Below are 23,604 nucleotides of genomic sequence, written 5' to 3'. Positions count from 1 at the left end.
GACCCGCGCCGGCTTCCTCGTAGGTGTTCAGTGAGTCGTGACGTCCGCGTCGGCGACCAGACGCAGTACTGAGCAGCAGGGTCGGCACCGAGCAGGCCGACCTCGTCGAGGTGGTCCAGACGCCGGTAGGCACGTCGGGCAACGCCGTCGGAGATGGCGCCGGTCTCGCGAGAGCGCTGGACTCCAACGTGCCGACCGACCGCTAGCTCGCCATCAGGGGCGTGACCTGGTCGGCGCCGACCCTCGATCGAAAGTCGGGATCGGTGACGCCGAGTCCCGGTGCGTCCGCGAGGCAGCGGATTCCGATCTTGCCGATGTGCTCGTTGTTCTGGATCGCCCGTGCGGCTTCACCGACCTGTTCCAGCGGGTACGTTCCCGACAGCATCGGTGCCACTCGACCACGTTGGATGAGTCGATTGGTCTGCCACTGTTCGTGGAGATTCGCGCCGTGGCTGCCGATGATCCGCTTCAACCGCATCCACAGGTAGCGGTTGTCGAAATTGTGCGCGTAGCCCGTACTCGACCCGCAGGTGACGATCGTCCCGCCGCGCGCCGCCACATACACCGAGATTCCGAAGGTGTCGCGTCCGACGTGCTCGAAGACGATCCGCGGGTCCTCTCCGATCTCGCGCCGGATGATCGCGCCGAGTCTCTTTCCGGCACGCACGGTGGCGTCCGGGTCGGCTGATATCTCCCCGATCTCGCGCCGGTCGATCACCAGCTCACAGCCGAGCCTGCGCGCGATCTCGGCCTTCTCGGCCGAGCCGACGATACCGATCGGGATGCCGCCGCCGTTGCGCACGAATTGCACCGCGTATCCGCCGAGTCCACCGACCGCGCCCCAGATGAGCACGGTGTCGCCCTGACGCATATTGGCGCCGTGCTCGCTGACCAGCATGCGGTAGGCCGTGGCGGCACACAGCGGGTTGCAGGCCGCCTCCTCCCAGGACAGATGGGCGGCTTTGGGCAGCAACTGACTCGCCCGGACAACGGCGTAACGTGCCAGGCCGCCGAAATTGGTCTCGAAACCCCAGGCACGCTGTTCGGCGCCCATCATGCCGTCGGCGTGGGTGAGCGGGTCCTGATCGTCGACATGGGCCGTCGCCACCACCACGTGGTCTCCGACTCGCCAATTGCGCACGCCGGCACCGACCCGCACGATGACGCCCGCCGCGTCCGAACCCAGTACGTGATACGGCTGATCATGCCGCGCGGCCCAACCACCCTGTTTTCCGTAGTAGCGCAGGAAGTCGAAACTCGGGATCGGCTCGAATTTCGCCGACCAGATCGTGTTGTAGTTCATCCCGGCTGCCATGACACCGAGGAGGACTTCGTCCGGAGCGAGTTCCGGCATGGGCACAGGTCCGACATGGATCGATTTCCGAACGTCTCGCTCCGAATCACCGGCGAAGATGCCGACATCCTCGATGCGCAGATGCGCGGCAGTGTACTCGGCGGGCACGGGGGTTCGTTCGAGAACTTCGGGGGAGGCACCGGACACTACGGCTTCGGCGAGCGGGTCCATTTCGTCATCCTTTCTTCGTCACGATTTCGACCAGCACACCGCCGCATTCGCGCGGGTGGAGGAAGGTCGCTCGCGATCCCATCGATGCGGGCCGTGGTGGGGTGAACAGCACTGTCGTTCCCGCGGCCTGCAGGTCGGCGACCTCCCGGTCCACATTCGGGGTGCCGAAGGCGAGGTGGTGGATTCCTTCACCATTCCGGTGCAGGAACTTGCCGACCGGCGAGTCCGGCCGGGTCGGCGCCAGCAATTGCAGGTAGGTGGCCGCGCCGTCATCGGTTCCGTTCAATCGCAGCATCGCCTCGACGACGCCTTGGTCCTCGTTGGTTTCCCGGTGACAGACGTCGAGGCCGAAGGTCGTGCGATAGAACCGGACCGCACGATCCAGGTCGTGGCATGCTATTCCGACGTGATCGAGCCTGGTGAACATCTCAGTACCCGCTACCTTTCGCGGACAGGACGGCCTTGAGCACCCCGCCCGTCCGCACCGAATCCATTGCCGCCGAATATTCCTCGATCGGGTATTCGGTCACCAGAGACCCCACATCGAACCGGGCGGCGATCGCCGGAAGCATGCGCACGTACTCGACCAGGTGCGCACCCGAGAAGGCCCACGAGCCCATCACGTCGAGTTGCTGCCGGACGATGTGATGCGGATTGATCTCCACGGGACCGGCATCGGTGTATTGACCGACGATCAGGTATGCGCCACCGCGCCGCGCCAAGCCGATCCCCTGCGGTATCGCCGAGGGCACCCCGGTGCACTCGATGACGAGATCCGCGCCCTGCTCCGGCAGGTGGTCACGAACCTGCCCCAGCGCCACCGCGGGATCCTGGCCGACGATGTCGACGTGCACGTCACCGATGCCACAGGCTGCGGCGCGATCGAGCCGGGATTGTGGGCCACCCACGACAACCACGTGCCGCGCACCGGCGAGAGTGGCCAACGCCGCCGCGGCCAAACCCACCGGCCCGCAACCCTGGACGACCACCGTTTCGCCCAGACGCACCGGACGTCGTTCGTACAGTGCGTGGATCATCGTCGGGCCGGCACAGGCGAACGCCATGGCAGTGAGATCGTCGATGTGATCGGGGATCTTCACCACCGTGGTACCGGGCTGCAGGAGGATGCATTCGGCCCACGCGCCGGCGAGCGGGGCCGGTTCGGTCGCGGTCCGGTTCACACCGTAGGTGACGCGCGCTGCGCACAGCGTCGGCTCCCGGTACTGACGGCACGGGATACAGGTGCCGCAGGCGATCGAGGACGCCCACATGACCCGGTCCCCGACCGTGATGGGCTCGCCCAGGGCGTCCACGACTGTGCCCGAACCCAGAGCGGCTACGACACCGAGTCCCTCGTGTCCGAGCACGATCGGAAGCGGAATCGGGAGGTGCCCTTGTTGCAGGTGGAGGTCGGTGCCGCAGATGCCACCGTAGGAGCAGGACACGAGTAGCTGTCCAGCACCCGGCTCGGGCACGGGGAATTCGCGCAGCACGGGTTCCATCGAGAATTCCTCGAGGACAACCGCTTTGGCCGGAGTCGTCACCGCGCACTCCCAGCGGTCTGCTGGACCGGCGCGGTGAGGAAATCGTCGCCGACCGCGCTCAACGCGGTCGTGTCGTCGTTCACCAGGTAGTTGGGCCGCGGATGGCTGGTGCGGGGCAGATTCACGCACCGGTTGTAGGTGGCGATCAGCAGCCGACGGGGCGTCGGAGACATGTTGGGCACCGAACCGTGCACGATCTGCGGTGAGAAGAGCACCAGCGATCCGGCCGGCGCCTGCACGCTGATCATGCCGCGCTCGTCGACCAATTCGGCGATATGCGGTGGGCGCAACGCGATGTCGTCGGGATCAAGGTGAGGTGCGGGCGCCGCCGAATCATTCTTGTCGGCTCTCAGCGTGCCCGAGGTGTGGGAGCCGGGAATGAAGATCAACGGACCGTTGAACTCGGTGGCCTCATCGAGCAGCAAGGCGACATTGACCAGGTCGGGAGTGGGGAGTTCATCAACGATCCGCCAGGCTGCGAAGTCTTGGTGCCACGCGACTTTGCCGCCTCCGAAGGCTTCTTTCACATTGATCTTCAGCTGATAGAGGTAGACGTCACCACCCAACAGTGTCTGTGCGGGAGTCAGCAGACGCGGTGCGCGAATCAAGTTGCCGAATTCGGCGACTCGCTGATGCGACGCATACAGCGTCGACAGTTCCCCGGAGTGCGGCTGCATGATCCGGTGCGGCCCTTCGGACCGGCTGTCCCGCGCCATGGCCGCGCGGATGGCGTCGACCTCGTCCGTGCCGAACACCGAGTTCAGCACGAGAAATCCGTTGTCGCGGTATGAATCTACTTGTGCATCGGTCAGTAGCATCTTCATTCAACCTTTCGTCGAAGCAGAACCGGATTCGGTGGTACCCAGCCGAACCGGCAGTGCTACCAACCCGCGAGTGATGAGGCTCGATTTCCATCGCAGGTCGGCGGCGTCGTCAGCGAGAGCGATGCCGGGATATCTCTCGATCAGCGCAGACAGTGCGATGAAGGCTTCCTTGCGGGCCAATGCGGCACCGGCGCAGCGGTGAATGCCGTATCCGAAAGACAGATGCGCTTTATCGGGCCGGTCGAGGTCCAGTTCATCGGGTGTGTCGAAGCGGGCCACGTCCCGATTGGCACCCGCGACCCCCACCAGCACGATGTCTCCGGTGTCGACGGTCCGGCCACCCCACTGGATGGGTTCGGTCGCCAACCGGTAGGTCGCGATGTTCCCTGACCCCTCGAACCGGAGTGTCTCCTCGATGAAGGCCGTCAGCAGAGCCGGGTCCGCTCCCAGCTCGGCCGCGAAGCCGGGCCGCCGTACCAGTTCGAGAACCGCATTGCCGATCAGGCCGGCGGTGGTCTCCTGGCTACCGAGCAGCAGGGCGTTCACCATCGCCACGATCTCACCGTCGTCGAGACGGTCACCATCGGCATCAGGCACCATCAGCTCGGAAATGAGATCTGCGCCGCCCCCGGCACGGTCGGCGATGAGACGACGAACGTAGGCGTCGAACTTCGCGGCCGCAGCGTTCTTCTCGTCGGCCGACGCAGTCGACACCTGGATATCGAGCCACTCCTGGTGTTCCGCGCGACCGGCTGCGGAGATGCCGATGAGCTCACAGATCGCGGTGACCGCGAACGGGTATGCGTACGCACCCAGCAGATCCACGGTTTCGTGGACGACCGCGCGATCGAGCAGTTCGTCGGCGATCGCGCGCAGGCGTGGAGTGAAGTCGTTCACCGCTCGGCCGGAGAGTGCCTTCATGGCGATCTTCCGCAGCCGGGTGTGCCGCGGCGGATCGGCGTAGAGGAGGTGCTTGTTCACCGGCGGGTCCAGGCGGGGCAGGAATTTCCCTGCGGCCTGGGTCGCGTCACCCGAAGGCCCGTAGATGTCCTTGCTGAGGCGCTCGTCGAGCAGGGCCTCTTTGGCGAGGTCGTACCCGGTGACCAACCAGGCCTGCATGCCGTTCGCGAATTCGACCCGGTGAAGCGGCCCCTCGTCGTTCAGCCGACGATAGACAGTGTGTGGATCCTGCAGGAATTCCACACCCAGGCGATGGATGGAATCTGAAATCATCAGTGAACACCTAAGCTACGTCGAAGTTCTTGCGGGCTGCCAAGCGATCTGCGAACCTGCTCCAGTCCGAGGCATACGCGCGCGCCATCCGGGCGATCAATTCCACCTGGTGTGGTGGAATTCCGGCGATCATCTCTTCCCATTCGCGCGGCTCCATCGAGCGGCCGCTCAGCAGCCGCAACAGCATTCGGCCTGATTCGGTGAGCCGCAACGACGGATCACGTTGCAGCGCGCTGAGCGCGGCGGCCGATGGCTGGGCGGAATCGCCGGTGATCGTGCTGCGTTGTTCCCGCCGAACCACGCGGTCCATCTGGGGGCTTCCGCCCAGTTCGAACTGGGCGCGGACCGCGCGCGCTGTGGTGGGCGAGATGCCGGCAGCGCGCGCGATCTCCCGGAGAGAAGCGTTCGGCTTCTCCTGGAGGAGCTGGGCTGCGCGGCGCCGCCCCTGCTCCGGGTCCAGCGGTCTGGCGCGGCCGTCGCGCCCGACCCGGACGCGCGGTGTCACACCGCCGTTCTCCATGCCGCGCCGGATCGAGGCGACGACCCCGGCCGACAATCCGGCGCACTTCGCGATCGCACGGTCCGACCACTCCGGATTCGTCGTCAGCATGCGTTTCGCCACCGACCGGCGGTCCGCGGCAGACAGTGGTAGGCCGTGACTCACATTCGCCTTGACACTCAGCGCGAACGCTTCCGATTCCGTGCCGTCGAAGAACATAGCGTCGATCTCGGTGTGTCCGCGTAGGCGAATCGCGGCCACCCGGTGCATTCCGTCGATCACCCGCATGGATCGGCGGCACACGATGATCGCGGGCAGCGGAGTCTCGACCGCTGCCAGCCGGGCGATATGTTCCGGGTCCTCGCCTTCTACCCGAACCGAATTCTCCTCCTGGAGTAGTGCGATGGCGATCTTCTCCGGCTTGCTGAGGACGACTCCGATCTCCGAAAAACATTCATGGCTACCGGCATTCTCTCCGAGCTGCGCAGTGGGTTGACAATCGAGCGAATCCATTTCTGTCCACGTGCCCCGATCAAATAGTGCGGTCAAATCCTGGGTTCGGTCCGTCGAAACGCGGATGCCCCCGCGAACGTCATCGCCGCCATGACGGCCGCGGCAGCGAAGGCGGCGGTGACTCCTGCTACGAGGGCGTGTTCGGCCGGTCCGGCCACGCCCCGGGCGCCGGTGCCGAAGACCGACACCAGAATCGCCAGGCCGAGCGCGGTGCCGGTCTGCTGCGCGGTCTGCATGGCTCCGCCCGCCGCGCCCGCCACCTCCGCGGGCACATCGGTCATGATGATCACGCTCAGCGGCATCAACGCCAGCCCCACACCCACGCCCATCAGGACCGCGGCCGCGAACACCATGGGGAAATAGGGGGTCCCGGTGGTGAGCTGGGTGAGGACGACCATGCCGGCGACCATCGACGCGGACCCGGCCATGGTCACCGGTTTCGGTCCGAACCGCGGCAGGAGCCGCGGCACGAGCCGCATCATCGCGAACATCAGCACCGCCGTCGGCAGGAACGCGACACCCGTTGCCAGCGCACTCATGTGATGCACATCCTGCAGGTACAGCGTCAGGAAGAAGAACATCGACATGCTGCCCATGTAGCCGACCACGATGTTGAAGTAGGCGACGGCGCGGTTGCGGTCGGCGAACAGGCCGAGCGGCAGCAACGGTTGCGCTGCTCTTCGCTCGACGACGAGGAAGGCCACCAGCAGGAGCACCCCCGCCACCAAGGCGAGATCGGTTGCCGTATCCCGCCATCCGTGGGCCGCGGCACTGATGAATCCGTAGACCAGGGCTCCGACACCGGTCGTGGCGAGAACCGCGCCCGGGAGGTCCGGGCGGGCCGGTCGCCGCGGGACATCGGGCAGATATCGCAGTGCCGCGAGCACGGCCGCGCCGCCCAACGGCACGTTGATGAGCAGTCCCGCGCGCCAACCGAACCATTCGGTCAGTGCCCCACCGACGATCAGCCCGATCGCGAATCCCGCGCCCGCCATGCCGGAATACAGTGCCAGCGCGCGCATTCGCTCCTTCGGCTCGGTGAAGAGGGTGGTCAGCAGTGCCAGCGCGTTGGGTCCGGCCAGGGCAGCGCCGACACCCTGCGCGGCCCGGGCGGCCAGCAACCAGCCGGGCGCGAGGGCCGCTCCGCCCAGCAGCGAAGCCACGGTGAAGATGCCGACCCCGACAAGGAACATCCGGCGGCGCCCGCACAGATCACCCAGACGACCACCCAGCAGCAGCAAGCCGCCGAAGGCGAGGGTGTACGCGTCGAGGACCCAGGACAGTCCGACGGCGCTGAACCCCAGGTCGGCGCGTATGGCGGGCAGCGCCACGTTCATCACCGTGACGTCGAGAATGATCATCAACTGGCAGGTGAGCAGGATGGCCAACACGAGCCGCGAGCGCAGCGGCCGATCGGGGGCGGTGGACGAATTCCCTACGGCGACACTCATGCCACGGAGATCCGCACGAGTTTCCGGGGCGCGTCGGCGGCGTACGCTGCCCGGGCGTGCACGACGCGACGGTTGTCCATGATCAGGACTTGACCGACCTGCCATCGGTGCGTGTACATGACGTCGGGACGGTGGAGCAGATCGGCGAGCCGGGCGAACAGCGCCGTGCTCTCGGCGCGCGTGTAGCCGACGACCGCGGCACCGAAGTTGCGGCTCGGGTCCTCCGGATAGTCGAGCCCGACACACAGCGCGTCACCACCGGTGACCGGGTCCACCTGGATCGGCGCGACGACCGGATTGCCGCCCGCCCGCTCCGCGTAGAAGCCGGAGACCTTCGACCAGTACTCGATGTCGATTCCCCGCAGCATTTCCACCAGCTCGACGGGGGCGGCCGCGAAGAAGGCGGCATTGCTCGCGATCAATGTCTCGCCACCGCTGTCGGGTGCTTCCAGGCATTCCAGCCCGACATAGCTGACAGGGGTGGCGTTGAAGTAGCCGTCGACGTGCATCGGGATGGCACCGGTCCGGAACTGGGAGTTGTCGGTGTCGCGGCGCTGTTGCTGAACGAGTTTCGTACCGTATCCGTAGGCCACCGGCGCACCGAGTGGAGCCATGATGTCCTCCAGGGACAGCTGCGCTGTGTCGTCGGGCTCCAGCACGGCGAATCCGCAGTGTGTCAGCGTGTCCAGATATGTCGACGACCCGCGACTACATCGTGCCCGCGTGGCGAGCTGCCGCATATCGACTTTCGTAACCATGGTCTTGTCCCTTACCGAGAATTGCGTTGGAATCGATGCTTCGCTCAGTTGGCGCCGGTCAGCTGCGCTCGTGCGAAGGGCGTTGCCGCCCGGCCGAATTGCAGCGCCGCGTGTCCGCCGGCGGTGTGGATATCGCGCCAGAAGCGCTGGAATGCCCCGCCGGCGCTGTGCCCGGCCGATCCGGAGATACGCATGAGCCGGTCCACCGCGTCGATGAGCAGGCCCGCCGCGAACGCGCAGTCCCGCTGGTTCCGTGCGACGGCGTCCCGGTCGACCGTCACCGCCGTATCGGCCACCTGCGCCACGCGGTCGAGGAGCATCTCCGCGGCGTCGATCTCGCTCGCACTGCGCGCGAAGGGCTCGGCGTAGTACGCGAAGTCGGGTTCTCGGTCGCTCGCAGTCAGTTTGGTCCGCATGAGCTGCTGCCATTCCCGGAGCGCGCCCCGGGCGGCGCCGAGCATCGGCAGGCAGAAGATGAGGGTGTTGACCGCGGCCAGCGGCACCGCCCGGCCGTCCGGGCCGGCCTGGGGCGCATCCATTTCGGCGAAACTGCTCCACGGAAAGCTCATGGTCGCCGCGACGGGCACCGCGTCGACGACGACGGTGTGGCTGCCCGTCGCCCGCATGCCGATGTCGTCCCAGGTACCTGCGACGGTGACCGCCGACCGCGGCACGACGAAGAGTCTGCTGTGTCGATCGCCGTCGATCGGTACCTGCGCCGCCAGCAGTACCCAGTCGGAGTACTCCACCGCCGTCACCGACGGCCAGGTACCCGACAGCGACCAGCCGCCGTCGACCGGAATCGCGGTACCTCGGGGCGCGATGCCGCCCGCGATGAGCGTGTCCGGTCCACCGGCCCACACCTGCGCCCGACCTTCAGCCGGTAGGCATCCGGCGCCACGGACCATCAGTGCCGCGACGACCGCGCACCAGGCGCTGGCCGGGCATTCCGAACCGACGAGAACTCCCGCCCGCTTCAGCGCGGCGAACGAGCCCTCGTTCCCGCCGTATCGCGCGGGCACGAAATGGCGTGCGAAACCGCCCACGCGGATCGCCTCGATGACCTGCGGGTCGGGCGAACGCGTCGCTTCGGCCTTCTCGGCCTGCCTGCCCGCGAGCACGGCGATGGCGCGCGCCTGTTCGACGAGTGCGGTATCCGTTTCCGTTGTCATGGGTTCACCTTTCGGTCTTCGGCGAAGCTCCGCGGATGATCGCGGCCGCGAGCTGGGCGATGGTCATCGGCGCGCTGAGCAGTCGCGCCGCATCGAACTCGATGTCGAACCGCTCCTCGAGGGCGGTCAGCACACGGACCAGGTTCACCGAGTTGACACCGGCGCCGATCAGGTCGCTCTCGTATTCCTCGGCACCCAGCCGGTAGCCGTGCGTGTTCAGTTCCGCCGCGACCGCTGCGCGCACCGTCGACTCGTTCACCGGAAACCACCTTCGATCGCGTGCTGAATTCGTGGCATGTTGGTCGCGTCCAGCACATCGAAATGCGCGCCGCGCAGAACGACGGCCTGCACCACCGTCACCCACCGCCCCCAGGCATCGAGATCCGGTTCGGCGGGCCGGACCGCGGCGCGCAGTTCGACGACCGGCACCGGCACGCGGACCGGCTGCCAGCTCCGCAACAGCCGGATGTTCTGCCGGTACACCTCGAACCTTTCGAGCAGCGCCGGGTCGGCCGCCAGGTCCGTACCGGTCACGACCACACCGCCCGCTTCCCGGATGTCGTCGATGAATTCCGCGCGCATCGCCGGCTCGGTGCCGGCGCCGCCGCGGGCGTCGGGCGAGACCGGGGTGTCCATCACGACGACACGGCGCACCCGGTCGCTCGCCGATCGCGCGGCTTCGACGGCCAGCGCACCGCCGAACGACCATCCAGCGAACACGCACGGTACGTCGGAATCCGCGAATTCCGGGGGCAGGCTGTCCAGGCAGCGCTCAGCGGCGACGGCCAAGGTCGGTGCGGTGTCCGGGAGCGGGTCGAAGGGCCGGTCGAAACCGATCACATGGACGTCGATGTCGCCGGGCAGGTGCCGGATCAGCCCGGCGTAACAGGCGACGCCGCCGCCGACCGGCGGGAACAGGACGACGCGGCCGCGCGGGCGTGGCACCGAGCGCGGCGTGTGGCTCCACACCGCCGAACTCGCCGCCGAGCGCGCGTTCGCGCACAGGGCCGCCAGCCCCGGCACCGTCGGATCCGCGAGGAACCGGCCGAACGGGACCTGGTAGCCGAATCTGTTGCGCAGCAGCGACAGCAGCCGGATCGCGTCCAGGGAGCCGCCGCCGGCCTCGAAGAAGCTGTCGGCACCTGCCGGGGTACCGAGAATCTCGGCCCAGCAGGCCGATACTTCCTGGACGTGCAGCCCCACGAGAGCGACCGCAGGCAGTTCTGCCACCGGGCCCGCGGTGGGCGCGACGGTCCGCAGTCGCTGGTGATCGACCTTTCCATTGCCGGTCAGCGGAATCTCATCCAGGCCGACGAGCGCGTACGGGACCATGTAGGACGGCAATTCCTCGCGAAGCGCGGCCATGCAGTCGGCCTGCCAGGTCGCCGGAGCGTCCTCGGCGACGGTCACGTAGCCGACTACCCCGTTGCCATCGCCGGCTACCGAGGCCGCACTGCGGCGGACATAGGATTTCGCGGCGAGCACCGACTCGATCTCGCCGAGCTCGATCCGGTGACCGTTGACCTTCACCTGGCTGTCGACCCGGCCGAGGAATTCGACGACATCGTCCACACCGCGGCGGCCGAGGTCTCCGGTCCGGTAGATCCAGCCGTACGCGGGGTCATCGGTGAACGCCACGGCGGTCCGGTCCGGATCGTTCAGATAGCCGTCGGCCACTCCGGCGCCAGCGATGTAGATCTCGCCGATATGCCATCGCGGGCACGGGCGGCGCTGCGCGTCGAGAACCAGGATGTCCTGGCCCGCCAGGGGTTTGCCGTACGGCACCGACCGGCCTGCGCTGTCGGCCCGCGTGATCCGATGGTAGATGGACCAGATCGATCCCTCGGTGGCACCACCGAGACTGATGACCTCCGATTTTTCGGACAGCTGTCGCAGCGCTTCGGGCAGGTGCAGCGGAATCCAGTCACCGCTGAGCAGATAGCTGCGGATCGACGGGAGGGCCCCGCCTTCCTCCACCAGCAGCGCCGCCAGCGCGGGCGCCGAATTCCAGATCGTCACGGCGTGATCGCCGATCAACCGCGCCCAGGCCGCCGGTGTGCGAGCAGTGTCCTCCGACAGCATGACCACCGTCGCACCGACGAGCAACGGGCCGAACACGTCGTAGACCGACAGGTCGAACCCGAGCGAGGACACCGACAGGACGCGGTCGGCCGGGGTCAGCCCGATCAGCTCGTTGACGGCGTCGATGGTGTTCAGTGCCGCACTGTGCCGGATGCGGACACCTTTCGGTTCGCCGGTGGACCCAGAGGTGAAGATGACATACGCGGTGGCGCACCCACCGCGACCCGCGATCGTCGAGTGCGACGCCTCACTGGGGCCCGCCGTTGCCGAGACGGCGACGGGGATCGCGGCACGGTCGCGCCAGCGATCCGCTGCGGCCACGGTCCCGTCGGTGACCACGTATCGCATGCGCGCCTGGCGGGTGATCCGGTCGAGCCGCCCGCCCGGCAAGCCGAGATCGAGAGGGATGTAGGCGCAGTCGGCCAGCAGTGCGCCGAGGATCGCGACCACTTGGCCGCGGCCGCGCGGAAGATGAACGCCGACATGGTCGCCCATCTCGGCGCCCGCGGCGATCAGTCGCTGTGCGAGGTCCGTCGCCGCCGCCGCCAGCAGGGCGTAGGTGAGCTCACCGTCGGCGTCGCGGACCGCAGCAGCGTCGGGTACCCGCTCGGCCGTACGCATGATGCGCTCGTGCAGTGTCCGGGCCGAACCATATTGTGGCCGAGCGTATGCCGACGGCGACGTGGGGCCTTCCGGCAGATCGTTCCAGTCGCCGTCGCCGACGGTGAGCTCGGTGACGGCGCCCCGGTACTGCTCGATGAAGTCCACCATGAACCCCGCGTCGAAAGCGTCTGTCCGCCAATCGAAGCCCAGCCGAATACTGCCGTCGGACTCGAGGCCGACCTGATGGTCGAGCAGTACCTGCGGCACCCGCAACTGGATCGTGTCCCAGTCGCGCCGCACGCCGAGGGCCGCTTCGCGTTCGCTGTCGAGCTCGACGGCGGTGAAGGCGAAGGGGTGCGCCAGGCGACGCCGATCCCCGGACGGGTCGGTCAGACGGCCGATGTCGATGCCGGTCGACGAGGTGTGCAGCGATTGTTCCAGAAAGCGACGCTGCACTTCGTGTGCGACCGTGACGAAATCGCGGCCCGCTCGCGCCGGGATGGCCATCGGCACACTGCTGCCGTAGTTGCCGATCGCCGGATCGGTTCCGTCGGCTCGGCGATTCGATCGCACGACGGTCACCGTGTGCGATCGTCCCCCGCCGACCGCTCCCAGGAGCATCCCGTAGACGGTCAGGAAGATCATCGGCAGGGTCAGCCCGTGCCGGCGGCCCTGCTCGGCCAGGACACTCGCCGAACACACGTCGATGTGCAGCATGCGATGGTCCACGGACCGGCCGGACTGCCGCCACCCCGGCCGCAGCGGCACTTCCGCGGCCTCGGGAAGCGTTGCGGCCAGCGCCCGCCAGAAGTCCTCGTCCCGGTGTCTGCGGCGCAGCGCGTGCGGCGACGGCTCGGCAGCCACGGCAGCGGGAACGGGATCGAACGCGACGCCTGTCCCGTCCGGCGAGACCAGCGCGGCCAGCAAGTACTGCAGTGCCGCACCGTCCATCATCCACATGGCGTAGACGAGATGCACCCGCGCCCGGGCCGCCGAGCGGACCACGGTGATCCGCATCTGGGGCCAGGCGTCGAATTCCAGAGTGTCGGAGCGGAATTCATCGGCCACCGCGCCGTCCACAGCCTCGAAGGCCGATTCGGCCGCCTCCAGGACGGAAACCGCAACGATCGCGTCCGCCGCGATCGGCGTCGGTGTCAGGTCCTCCTCGACGCGCAGGCGCAGCATCGGGTTCGCGCGGACCACACGGTCGAGACGCTGTTGCATTCCCGGCACCGCATCGACATTCAGGTCGGCGGCGAGGTAGTAGCGCGCGGGGCTGCGCAGTTCGAGTCCCTGGACGTCTCCGATCAGGTAGGCCCGCTGCAGTGCGCCCAGCGTGACCGCCGAGGCGGGTGGGCCGGGCAGGAACGCCGGTCGTTCATTGATCTGCTCAGTCATCGCAGTCCGCCTGTCCGGAGCGGATCTCCCGCAGGAGGCTGCGGTGCACTCGCGATATCTCCCCGGCGCCCGCGATCCCCGTGCGGTAGTAGTAGGTCATGACCATCTCCGGGCCGGACATCTGGAGTTCTCCCTGCAGCTGATAGCGCAGCTTTCGTCCGAGCGCACGCGGCTGCCAGGACCCGAGTTCCCGGGCGCGCAGGTTCCGGGGCATCGGGTGCTGGTTGAACAGCACGGTGGATATCGGGAAGCAGTCCGTCTCGGTGAGGCCGAGGTCGGTGACGCGCTGATCGAATTCCCAGTCACTGTGCTCGGCACCGTCGGCCAGCTGCCGTGCGATGACCGAGATGTTGTCCCGCAGCGCGGGTTCGCCCGGGCCACGCACGATCAGTGTCGTGGTGAAGTTCCCGACCGCGCCGGCATCGAGAGTTCCGCGGTTCTGACTCGCGACGACGATCGGCAGTCGTGCGAATCCGAAAGTGGTGGCGACCGCCCGGTCGAAGGCGGCCAGGACGACGGTGAACGCGGAGACGCCCAGCTCCGCCGCGACGCGGTGCACGATCCGCGTGCACACGAGCCCGATCGGGAGCGACATCAGCTCCCCCGCGGCCGCATCCGCCGCGCCGGTCTCGGGCAGCCGGAGCTGGCGGACCCCGTCGAGCAGTGTCCGCCAGTACTCGGCGGCTTCCGGCTGCGCGGTCCGCGCGGTCGCGAGACAGTACTCGCGGTAGCTGCCGGGAGACGTGGTGGCGGCTCCGGGCTCGCGAGCGGTCGAGAAGGCACGGAGCTCGTCGGCGAGGGTGTCCATGGCGAGTCCGTCGACGAACAGGTGATGCGCGACGAGGATCACCGAGCAGCCGTTCGTACCGCGGATCAGCACCGACCGCAGCGGCGGCGGGGCTGTGGGATCGATCAGCTCGGCGACCAGGGTCGCACGGGCGTTGTGCACCGTATCGCGGAACTCCGCCGAGTCCGTGCGGGCAGCGACGTCCACCAGTCCGACCGTGACCGGCAGTCGCGCGGGTTCGGTGTATCTCTGCTGTCTCCAGTCGGCGGTCAAGGCCAGGCCGAGCGCGTCGTGCCGGTCCAACAGCCGGCCGACGGCCTCTCCCACCGACTCGACGGAACAGGGCAGGGGCAGTTGGATCTCGCGGGAGAGGTTGCACCAGTTCGCATTACCGTCGGCCATACACACCCACAGGTACGCCAGCTGGCGGGTCGACAGCGGATACACGTCCCCGGTCGTGCCGTCGGCGTCCGCGACGGTGACGCGGTCCGTCGTCACCTCCGCGCCGGATCTCCGCTTCTCGATCTCGCGAGCGAGCGAGGGCAGATCACGCAGGCCGAAGCAGTCGTGCACCGTCAGGTGAATCCCGTACCGGCGCCTGACCGCCGCGACGACATCGACCATGTCCAGCGACGTGATTCCGGAATCGGCGAAGCCGGTGATGCCTGCACCCGGCCCCAGCAGACCGCGCAACAGGTCCTCGACGTCCGCGAGCTCGGAGTCGCCGGCGTCCGTGACCGCCGGATCGGGACCATCGATCGATGTCAGCAATGCCCGCCGGTCCACTTTTCCACTGCGTGAGAGGGGAAACGCGGGACGCAGGTGAACGCGGAACCCGGGCAGGCTCAGCTGTGCGCCGATCCGGGTCACCTCGTCGCGCAGGAATTCGCCGCCGGGTTCTCCGGACAGCTCGGTCGCGACGAACACGTGCGGCCCGTCGCGATCGACCACCGCGCATTGCCGGACCTGTGGCAGCGCTTCCACGGCGTCGACGAGTCCGTGGAACGACACGCGTCGGCCGCCGAACTTGAGATCGTCACCCGCCCGGCCGACGATCGCCAATTCGCCTTCACCGCACCAGTATCCGAGGTCGCCGGTGCGCAGTGGAGTGGGCAGCGGTTCGATCCGGTGTCCGCCGGACTCGTCGGCGGATCGAACGGCGAGCGTCCCCAGCGCGGGAGCGTCCGCGTCGATGAGTACCGCACCGATTCCCGCGTCGTCGGGGTCCTCGACGGTCACCGCGATGCCGGGCCTCGGCCAGCCGACCGGAACGGCCGCGGTGTCACCTGCACCGATGTCCTGGGCCTTGCGGCGATAGACCTGTGCCAGGGTGGCTTCCGTTTGACCGTACAGATTGACGATCTCGGCATTCGGCGCGAGAGCGGACCATTGCTCGAGCACTCGTCTGCCGAGCACCTCCCCGGCGAAGAAGATCAGTCGCACCCCGTCCAGACAGCCCGCGGTCAGCCGTGCCTCGCGAGCCAGGCGGGTCGCGACCGACGGCACCAGGAACAGCGTGGTGGGACAGCTTTCCAGCAGATGGTCGATGTAGGCCGTCAGATCCAGCTGGACGTCCACCGGAGGTAGCGACAGCGTGCCGCCGACACCGAGCACGCCCAGCAGTTCCCGCAGCGAGGGATCGAAGTTCACCCGGGTGACCGCGGCGCATCGGTCCGTACTGTCGAGCGCGAACTCGCCACGGAACCAGGTGAGGAACCGGCCCAGACCCCGGCGGCTGCCGACTATCGCCTTCGGTTCTCCGGTCGAACCGGAGGTGAGGATGACATAGCCCGCGTCGGAATTCCCGAATATCACTCTGCGAGCGCGTGTTTCGGCGAACGACTCGACGACGGTGGCACCGGAGGCCGCGTCGAGGACGAGCTCGGCGATATCCGTTCGTGCCCGCTGCAGCTGCCGTGCCGGTGTGGCGTCGTTGCTGATCACGACCGCGGGACAGGTGATCTGTTCCAGCCAGGCGTACTGCTCGGCGGTCAGCCCGGCATCGACGGGCACGGGCACCGCGCCCGCTCGCCAGGCTGCCAGCAGCCCGATCACGTACGCCGGACACAGCGGACCCATGATCAGAACGCTCGACCGGGCCGCTCCCAGCGTGCCGAGCCGCGCGGTCACCGCGGTGACCGCGGTTTCGAGCTGTCCGTAGGTCAGCGCTCGACCGGACCACTCCAGAGCCGGGCGCTCGACCCACGCATCCGAGCGAGCCAGGTCTGCGTAGCCGAGCCCATCCGGATCGAACGTCGCGGTCCCCCGCACGAGCCGGGCCGCGGCGTCGTAATCCGTCTTGCCGACCGGGGTTCGCGGAATCGCGGTGGTGAAGGAGTACAGCTGGGGCAGCTGATGCGGACGCAATCGCGAACCGAGCTGCCTGCGAATGGTTTCCGCGGTGCAGCCGGGCTCGGCGACGACGAGTGCGGCGACCTGTTCGCCACCGTCGGACTCGGGCACTCCGACCACAGCGCAGTCGACGACGCCCTGGCATTCCGACAGGGCAGCCTCGACCTCCAAGGGCGCGACCTTGTTGCCGGTGACATTGATGAAGGTGGACTTGCGACCACGCAGGTACCAGCCGTCCGCCCCCAGCACGACCAGGTCTTGGGTGCGCAGCCACCCGCCGGAGAACATCGTGGCGGTCGCTTCCGGGTCGCGGTAATACCCGCTCGCCAGTGACGGCCCGCGAACGAGTAGTTCGGACACCTGGGTGCCGTCCTGCTGTTCGACGTCCTCCACTCGCCATTCGATATCCGGCAGCGGGAACCCGATCGTGCCGTCGCCGGCATCGTCGGCGTCATAGGTGATGATGCCGATTTCGCCGAGGCCATAGCCTTGGCGCAGCGACATCCCGAACCGTTCACGGAACTGGAGCTGGGTATCGGCGGTGATGGGTGCGCTGCCGGTCAGCGCGAGCCGGAGCGAGCCCAGCATCGATCCGTCCACGCCGTCGGCCGCGACGAGCATCTGATACATCACGGGCAGACCGCTGATCACGGTCACCGAGTGCGCGTCGATCATGCGGGCCAGACCGCGCGCGGTCAACAGCGCACCGCGCGCGAAGACGACCGTCGCACCGCTCAACAGCGACGGCAGCGTCAGAACGTCGATACCGTGCCCGTGCCACAGCGGCAGCGCGCACAGCACCACGTCCCCTGGTGCCAGGCCGGCCTGCTCCGACCACGAGCGCACCCGCGCCATGACCGCCGCCTCGCTCATGACGATGCCCTTCGGCACACCGGTCGAACCCGATGTGCAGTGGACGACGAAGTCCGTGGGCGAATACTCGGCGGCTCCGACTTCTCCGAACGTCGCCACGGTGACCGATCCACGGCCGGCCGTGCCGTCACGCACAACGATGTTCAGGTCGAACTTCTCGATCCGTCGCGCCGTCTCTTCCGGCGTCGCTGCGCCGTCCAGCAGAACGGCCACGCCGCCGAGTCCGGCCACCGCGAAGTAGCCGGCGAGGAAAGTGACCGGGTCGTCGTTGGCCAAGCCGACGACCAGACCGGATTCCACCGTTTCGCGCAGAATTTCCGCCACCGCGTCGGTGGTTTCGAGCAGCTGCCGATACGAGGTCGTCACGCTGTCGAAGCCGACGATCGCAGTGGCGTCGGGAATCTCGGCGGCGACCTCTCGCAACGCGCGGTACAGCGCGGAACTGCTTTCGATGATCATGATTCGCTTCTCGCCGCTATCGGGCGGCGCCCGTTCCGAGCACATTGTCGAAGTGCGAGTGCATGGCCTTCGCGCCGAACGACGCACGATGGACTGCCTTGGATTCTTCGCGGGTCCGCTCGAGGGCACCGCGCATGTGCTCGGTGAGCACACGTTTCGTCGCGGTGAAGGCGATCCGCGGGTAACCACCGAGATGCTCGGCCTGCTGCACTGCCCGCTCGAGCAGGACTTCGGGCTCGCAGATCTCGTCGACCACCCGAAGGCTCAGCGACGTGTCGGCGTCGAGCTTGCGGCACGACATGATGATGTGGCGCGAGACGTCGTAGCCGACGGCGGCGGCGAAAATGGTGCTGCCCACGGAGGCTCCGATCCCGTGTTGCAGCTCCGGCTGCCAGAAGTCGGCCCGGCTGGTCATGATCTTCCAGTCGAACATCATCGCCAGCTGGCAGCCCAGGCCGACGGCGTGATGGTCGATCGCGGCGACCGTCGGCTTACCGGTGTTCAGGACCGTCAGATACAGGTCGTGACACCAGTCGATGGTCTCGTTGACCAGGTCGTCGTCTTCCAGCAGGCGAGCCTCGTTGAAGTCGCCACCCGCGCTGAAGCTGCGGTCGGGCCCGCCGGTCACGACCACGGCGTCGACGCCCTGGTCCGCGTCGGCTTCGCGCAGGGCGGCCATGATCGCTTCGGCCATCGGTTTTCCGATCGGGTTGGTCGGCTTCGCGTGGGCCAGCGTCAGCACTCGCACACGATCGAAGTCCTCGATTTCGACAAAAGCCATGACTAAGTCCTCAACTCTCAGTAGTTCTCGCGCAGGTACGCGGACGTTGCCGCGTCCAGGCAGGTATCTGTGTCGATCGGTGCGTCGGGTGCCGCGACCAGCGCATCCACCAATTCGGCGTGGATCAGCTCGTAGAATCGCTCGACGTCCACGGCGTGTACGCCGAGCAGCCCGGCGACCGCGCCGTCGAGACTGCGTTCGATTCCGGTGCCGTGGTGCAGGGCTTGTTTGCGCCGCCACGCGACCACGTCCGGGAGCAAGGCGCTCGCCGCCGCCCGGATATGCCCCTTCTCCCGATCGCGATACCGCATGACTTCGGGAGCCGTGTCCAAAGCGGCCTGGATGACGGCGGGGTCCCAGTACATGTGGCGCAGGACGTAGCCGTGCGCCGCCGCCGCAACACCGGACAGCTCCCGCGCCAGGGACGGGTCTGCCAGCAGTTCCGTGACGGCGTGGTGCAGATCCGGAACCGGCCCCGCGTCGACGCGCAGTCCGGAGTTGATGACATCGGAGCCGACCCCGGTCAGCACGGTACCGACGGGAATCTTGCGCTGCCGGTAGACCGCGACCAGACCGACTCCGCCCGCGACGATTTCCCGGCCCGGTTCGCCCAACATCCGAACGGTCTCCGGAAGTGCTCGCAGGATTTCCTCGGCGGAGAGCGCGACGTGCTGCACGGGCATTCCCAGATGCGCGCCGAGTTCGTCCGCGGACGCGTATTCGTCACCCCACGGGGTGCCCAGGGTTGCTAGATGATCCAGTATTCCGGCCTGCTGCGCCAGCACGGCGACCAGCGCGGAATCCACTCCGCCCGAGACCACCGCGGTGACGGGGCGCGGGTCGCCGGCGGAGCCGATCGCCCGGCGCAACGCGGCGATCTGCCGATTACCCGCCTCGACGGCGCTCTCACCGGGATGAACACCGGAGTCCCAACTGCCACAGACACTTTCGGTGACAGACAGGGTTTCACCGGCGCCCTGCCCGCTGAACACCACTCGCCGTCCACCACCGATGCGGCGGATCGATCGCCGAAGGTGGCGAATCTGCGCGAGGCGGTCCGGACCCGTACCGACCACGGCGATGATCCGCGCTGTCAGTTCGGCGAGATCCGTTCCTATCAACAACTCTTCGGCGTCCGCCGTGAGCCAGTAGTACAGGGTTGTCGTGCTCTGCCGACCGGTTCGGACGACGACGTGCTCTTCGGTCCACTCGATGATGGCGCAACCGTCGAACCCGCCGACAGGCAACGGCCACTGCCTACCGAATTCCTCGACAACGAGGCTGCCGGGCTCGGCCGGCGTGGCCTTTGCGCCGATATCGGTCACGAGACCGGTGCGGCATTTTCGCACAGAAAGCAGCACGGACGGATAGCTGTTCATCGGAAGTACGCCGCTCAAGAAACCGACAGCCTGACAATTTTGCGCTGCTGATTCGGGAAAGGCGCCCGGCCGTGGACGACGCGACGATTGTCGAGCACCATCACTTCACCTGGTCGCCATTTGTGCGCGTAGAGAACGCTGGACATATGCAGCGCCTCCGATATACGCCGCATCAATTCCGCGCTCCGATCGGGCTCGTACCCCATGACGACGGCGTCGTGGGTGCGCATCGGATCTTCGGGATCGGTCAATCCGATGATCAGCCGCTCCGCACCGGTGACCGGATCGAGCCGGATCGGCGGCACTTTCGGATGATTATCCTCGGACCCTCCCCTGTAATAGCCGGCGATGCGGTTGCGATACTCGATAGAAATTGTTCGCATGGTTTCGAGCAGGTCGGCCGGGGCATGTTCGAAGAATGCCACCGAGCTCGCGACCAGCGATTCGCCCCCGGCAGCGGGCGCCGTAACGCACTGCATGCCGATGTATTTGACCTCCGGGCCCGGGTTGAACGCACCGTCGGTGTGCAGTGGCATACCGCGTTCGGTGAACTGCAGGTTTTGCTCTCCCGCACGTGGTTCGAGCGCGAGCTTCGTACCGAAACCGTACTCGACCGGTTCCCCGAGCGGGAGCATGATGTCGTCGAGCACCAGCTCGGCGGGGCCGTTGGGTTCGATGATCGCAAACCCGCAATCATCGAGCCTGTTCCGAATTTCCCTTGTTTCCGCAGAAAGACATCGAGCCCGTAGCGCGATCTCTTCCATGTGCAGCGCGACACTCATTTTCTCTCCGAAAAATACCTTGCGCAAATAGCTGTGCGCGATTCACAGAATATCCAGCACGTACCCGGACCAGCTACATGGCCTCGGTCGGTGTGACAATTACGATGCTACAAGAATCCGATCCGGACAACCATGGATGCGATCTTGAAAAACAGATTTCACGATCGGATATCGACAGCACGAACAGCCCGAACCATCGAGGTACGGCCGTTTCCGGGTATCCCACAGGACGACCTGGATTACACCGGTGCGGCGATCCGGATGTGTGCAACTGCCCGTTCTGCGCAGTTGCACACATCCGGATGTATGAGGCAGCGACGAGAACGCGCTTACGAGTCCGCCGCGAGGAAAGACGCGGTCAGCGTGTTGAACAGGTCGGCACACTCCCACTGCACCCAGTGACCGATATTGGCCGCCAGATACAGGTCGCAGCAAGGCATTGCGCCGGCCAGCATGGGCCCACCTTCGGGGCGGTTGATCTTGTCCTCGGTACCCCAGATGACCAGCGTGGGATGCTCGACACGGCGTAGACGCGGATCACGGGTGAAGTCCATCCGCCACATGGTGCGCAGCGCGAACAGCCCGGAGGGGCGGCGCAGCGGCGGGTTGGCGGTGACCTCGGGGTCGAGAGTCGCGTGGTAGCGCTCCTCGATGACATCGTCGGGCACCGCGTCCCCGTCGGCGACCAGATACGTCCGGATGAATCGGGCCATCTTCTCCCTGCTCGGGCCGCTCTTCCCGTAGTAGGCCAGCAGCGCCTGCAGACCTTTCGTCGGCAGGACACGGGTCGTTCCGACCCCACCCGGCCCCATGAGGACCATCCGGTCCACCTTTTCGGGGCGATCCATCGCCAGCCGCAGCGCCGCCGCCCCGCCGTAGGAGTTGCCGACCATGTGCGCCGAGTCCACACCCAACTCGTCCAGCAGGCCGCCGACCGCGCGACCGAGGTCGCCGAACGGGTCGGACTGATCGATGTTCTTCGACGACTGCCCATAGCCCGGCAGATCCGGCACGATCACCCGGAACCGCTGCGCGAGGACATCGATATTGCGCGAGTAGTTCGACAGACCCGACGCACCGGGCCCGCCGCCATGGAGCAACAGCACGACCGGGCCGGACCCGGCCTCCGTGAAGTAGATCTCGTGTCGACCAGCCCGGATCTTTCGGCCGACCGCTACGCACTTGGCAATGCCCATGACAGCTCCCCTACCTACGGACCATTTATGATCAAAGCATCAGTTACGATCAATCGCTCTGTCAAGCGCATGGTGGATGACGGGAGACAATCGGCAACGCCATCGAATGCCTTGCTGTCAAACGTGATTCGCTTCACCCTGTCGCGATGAGCCGGGTTCCTTGCGGCGGCGTCCGGTCACGCACCCCGGCACGCTGGGCAGCCGCTCGCCACCGACGAACGAGTACCGGTAGTTCGCCTCGTTGATCCGACAACTCGGCGCGCCAATCCACCACGCCCCTCCGCCTCGACGCACCTCACCGACATGCCATCGAACACGGATGTGTCGTTTTCACCGTAGGGGCCCGCGTCCGGATGACACTGCGCTGCGCCGTTGTGCTGTGCCATCACATCATGGCCTCCGTACACCGGCGAGCTGATCACCAGCGGCCACCAGAACCGAGCCGACTAAGGGTTGTCCCGTAAGTCCGCGATGGCCGCGTCGGACCGGGCTCCCTACATTCGTGTCAGTGGGCGTGGGCGAGGTTGGCCAGGGTGGCCACCCCCGCCATCGCGACAGCGACCCCGTCACCGCGTAGACGGCAGTCACGCAAGATCTTCCAGGTCTTCATCCGGGCGAAAGCATGCTCGACGCGAGCACGGACCTTGCCGTGGGACTTGTTGTGCGCCTGTTTCCATTCCGGCAGCTCGACACCAGCTGAGCGGCGGTGCGGGATGATCACACCGGTGCCCTGGTAGCCGCCATCCGCGATCACCACCGCATTACGGCAGGCCTCGGCCGCACCGGACTCGACCCAGGCCCGGCAGTCGTTGCGGTTGCCCGGCAACGGTCGCCCGAGCGCGACGACGAGCTCGGTATCGGCATCGATCACAACCTGATGGTTGGTCGAGCACCGGTAGTTCTTACTCTGGGCGGCGATCTTGTGATCCCGGGTGGGGATCAGGGTGCCGTCCACGATCAACACCGTGCCACGCGGGAACCGGGCCCGGGGTCGTAGCGCCAATGCCGGTCCCAGGTCATCGATCACCCGGGCTGCGGCCGATTTCGAGACCCCGAACACCGCCGCGAGCTGCCGCATCGTCAGATTGGTCCGCCAATACGTGGCCACCAGCAACACCCGGCCCTCGAAACACAACCCCCAAGGCCGGCCTCGTAGCGGCCGGTCGGCGCCATCGCGCCGTAGCCGGGCGATCAGGCGAGCGAACGTGCGTGGCCGCAACCCGGAGAACAGCTCCACCATCACCGGGTCGGACGCCGAGATCACCACCGGTGGCACGATACCCGTTGCTGCTCAACGACTTACGGGACATCGCTTAGCGGACGCACAGCGGATATCGCGCGCTGATTTCTGTTGGTGTTCGAGATCTACTGTGGCCGTGCATGGTTACGGCCG

General features: G+C 67.1%; 17 protein-coding genes. All 17 read right to left on the bottom strand.

The window, feature by feature from the left end:
- Positions 1-202: 202 nt before the first annotated feature.
- The 17 genes from ccrA to ACFC06_RS02470 all read right to left on the bottom strand — a co-directional run bounded on the left by ccrA (position 203) and on the right by ACFC06_RS02470 (position 23,451).
- Positions 203-1,525, bottom strand: coding sequence for a crotonyl-CoA carboxylase/reductase (gene ccrA / locus ACFC06_RS02550; RefSeq protein WP_375927069.1), 1,323 nt, complete (start codon positions 1,523-1,525; stop codon positions 203-205).
- Between the two features lie 4 nt (positions 1,526-1,529).
- Positions 1,530-1,952 carry a methylmalonyl-CoA epimerase gene (gene mce / locus ACFC06_RS02545; RefSeq protein ID WP_375927066.1) on the bottom strand — a complete coding sequence of 141 codons (423 nt, stop codon included), beginning with the start codon at positions 1,950-1,952 and terminating at the stop codon, positions 1,530-1,532.
- Between the two features lies 1 nt (position 1,953).
- Positions 1,954-3,027 carry a zinc-binding dehydrogenase gene (locus ACFC06_RS02540; protein WP_375927064.1) on the bottom strand — a complete coding sequence of 358 codons (1,074 nt, stop codon included), beginning with the start codon at positions 3,025-3,027 and terminating at the stop codon, positions 1,954-1,956.
- Between the two features lie 38 nt (positions 3,028-3,065).
- Positions 3,066-3,893: a phytanoyl-CoA dioxygenase family protein gene (locus ACFC06_RS02535; protein WP_375927061.1), complete on the bottom strand. Its 828-nt coding sequence runs from the start codon at positions 3,891-3,893 to the stop codon at positions 3,066-3,068.
- Complete coding sequence (locus ACFC06_RS02530; protein ID WP_375927058.1) at positions 3,894-5,126, bottom strand: cytochrome P450; 1,233 nt, start codon at positions 5,124-5,126, stop codon at positions 3,894-3,896.
- Positions 5,127-5,136: 10 nt separating this feature from the next.
- A complete protein-coding gene (locus ACFC06_RS02525; protein ID WP_375927055.1) occupies positions 5,137-6,138 on the bottom strand; it encodes a ParB/RepB/Spo0J family partition protein in 1,002 nt (333 codons plus the stop codon).
- 32 nt (positions 6,139-6,170) lie between these two features.
- On the bottom strand, positions 6,171-7,589 hold the full coding sequence (locus ACFC06_RS02520; protein ID WP_375927052.1) for an MFS transporter: 1,419 nt from the start codon (positions 7,587-7,589) through the stop codon (positions 6,171-6,173).
- Positions 7,586-8,347, bottom strand: coding sequence for a TauD/TfdA family dioxygenase (locus ACFC06_RS02515; protein ID WP_375927049.1), 762 nt, complete (start codon positions 8,345-8,347; stop codon positions 7,586-7,588). The genes ACFC06_RS02520 and ACFC06_RS02515 overlap by 4 nt, the downstream gene beginning before the upstream one ends.
- A gap of 44 nt (positions 8,348-8,391) precedes the next feature.
- On the bottom strand, positions 8,392-9,519 hold the full coding sequence (locus ACFC06_RS02510) for an acyl-CoA dehydrogenase family protein (RefSeq protein ID WP_375927047.1): 1,128 nt from the start codon (positions 9,517-9,519) through the stop codon (positions 8,392-8,394).
- Between the two features lie 4 nt (positions 9,520-9,523).
- Complete coding sequence (locus ACFC06_RS02505; protein WP_375927044.1) at positions 9,524-9,778, bottom strand: acyl carrier protein; 255 nt, start codon at positions 9,776-9,778, stop codon at positions 9,524-9,526.
- Entirely contained in the window at positions 9,775-13,602 is a 3,828-nt protein-coding gene (locus ACFC06_RS02500) for an amino acid adenylation domain-containing protein (RefSeq protein ID WP_375927041.1), read from the bottom strand. Before ACFC06_RS02500 ends, ACFC06_RS02505 begins: the two co-directional genes overlap by 4 nt.
- Complete coding sequence (locus tag ACFC06_RS02495; RefSeq protein ID WP_375927038.1) at positions 13,595-18,073, bottom strand: AMP-binding protein; 4,479 nt, start codon at positions 18,071-18,073, stop codon at positions 13,595-13,597. Before ACFC06_RS02495 ends, ACFC06_RS02500 begins: the two co-directional genes overlap by 8 nt.
- A gap of 16 nt (positions 18,074-18,089) precedes the next feature.
- A complete protein-coding gene (locus ACFC06_RS02490; RefSeq protein WP_375927036.1) occupies positions 18,090-18,854 on the bottom strand; it encodes an enoyl-CoA hydratase/isomerase family protein in 765 nt (254 codons plus the stop codon).
- Between the two features lie 17 nt (positions 18,855-18,871).
- Positions 18,872-20,233, bottom strand: a complete 1,362-nt coding sequence (locus ACFC06_RS02485) for an asparagine synthase C-terminal domain-containing protein (RefSeq protein ID WP_375927033.1) — start codon at positions 20,231-20,233, stop codon at positions 18,872-18,874.
- A gap of 14 nt (positions 20,234-20,247) precedes the next feature.
- A complete protein-coding gene (locus ACFC06_RS02480; RefSeq protein ID WP_375927030.1) occupies positions 20,248-21,015 on the bottom strand; it encodes a TauD/TfdA family dioxygenase in 768 nt (255 codons plus the stop codon).
- 329 nt (positions 21,016-21,344) lie between these two features.
- The gene (locus ACFC06_RS02475) at positions 21,345-22,211 is read right to left on the bottom strand and encodes an alpha/beta fold hydrolase (protein WP_375927027.1); all 867 of its coding nucleotides are present in this window, start codon (positions 22,209-22,211) and stop codon (positions 21,345-21,347) included.
- 505 nt (positions 22,212-22,716) lie between these two features.
- Complete coding sequence (locus tag ACFC06_RS02470) at positions 22,717-23,451, bottom strand: transposase (protein WP_375935156.1); 735 nt, start codon at positions 23,449-23,451, stop codon at positions 22,717-22,719.
- Positions 23,452-23,604 lie beyond the last annotated feature (153 nt).

Source organism: Nocardia sp. NPDC056064, from assembly GCF_042266925.1.
Lineage (GTDB): Bacteria > Actinomycetota > Actinomycetes > Mycobacteriales > Mycobacteriaceae > Nocardia.
The sequence above is the reverse complement of the archived record's forward strand: the minus strand, read 5'-3'. Positions and strand labels throughout refer to the sequence as shown.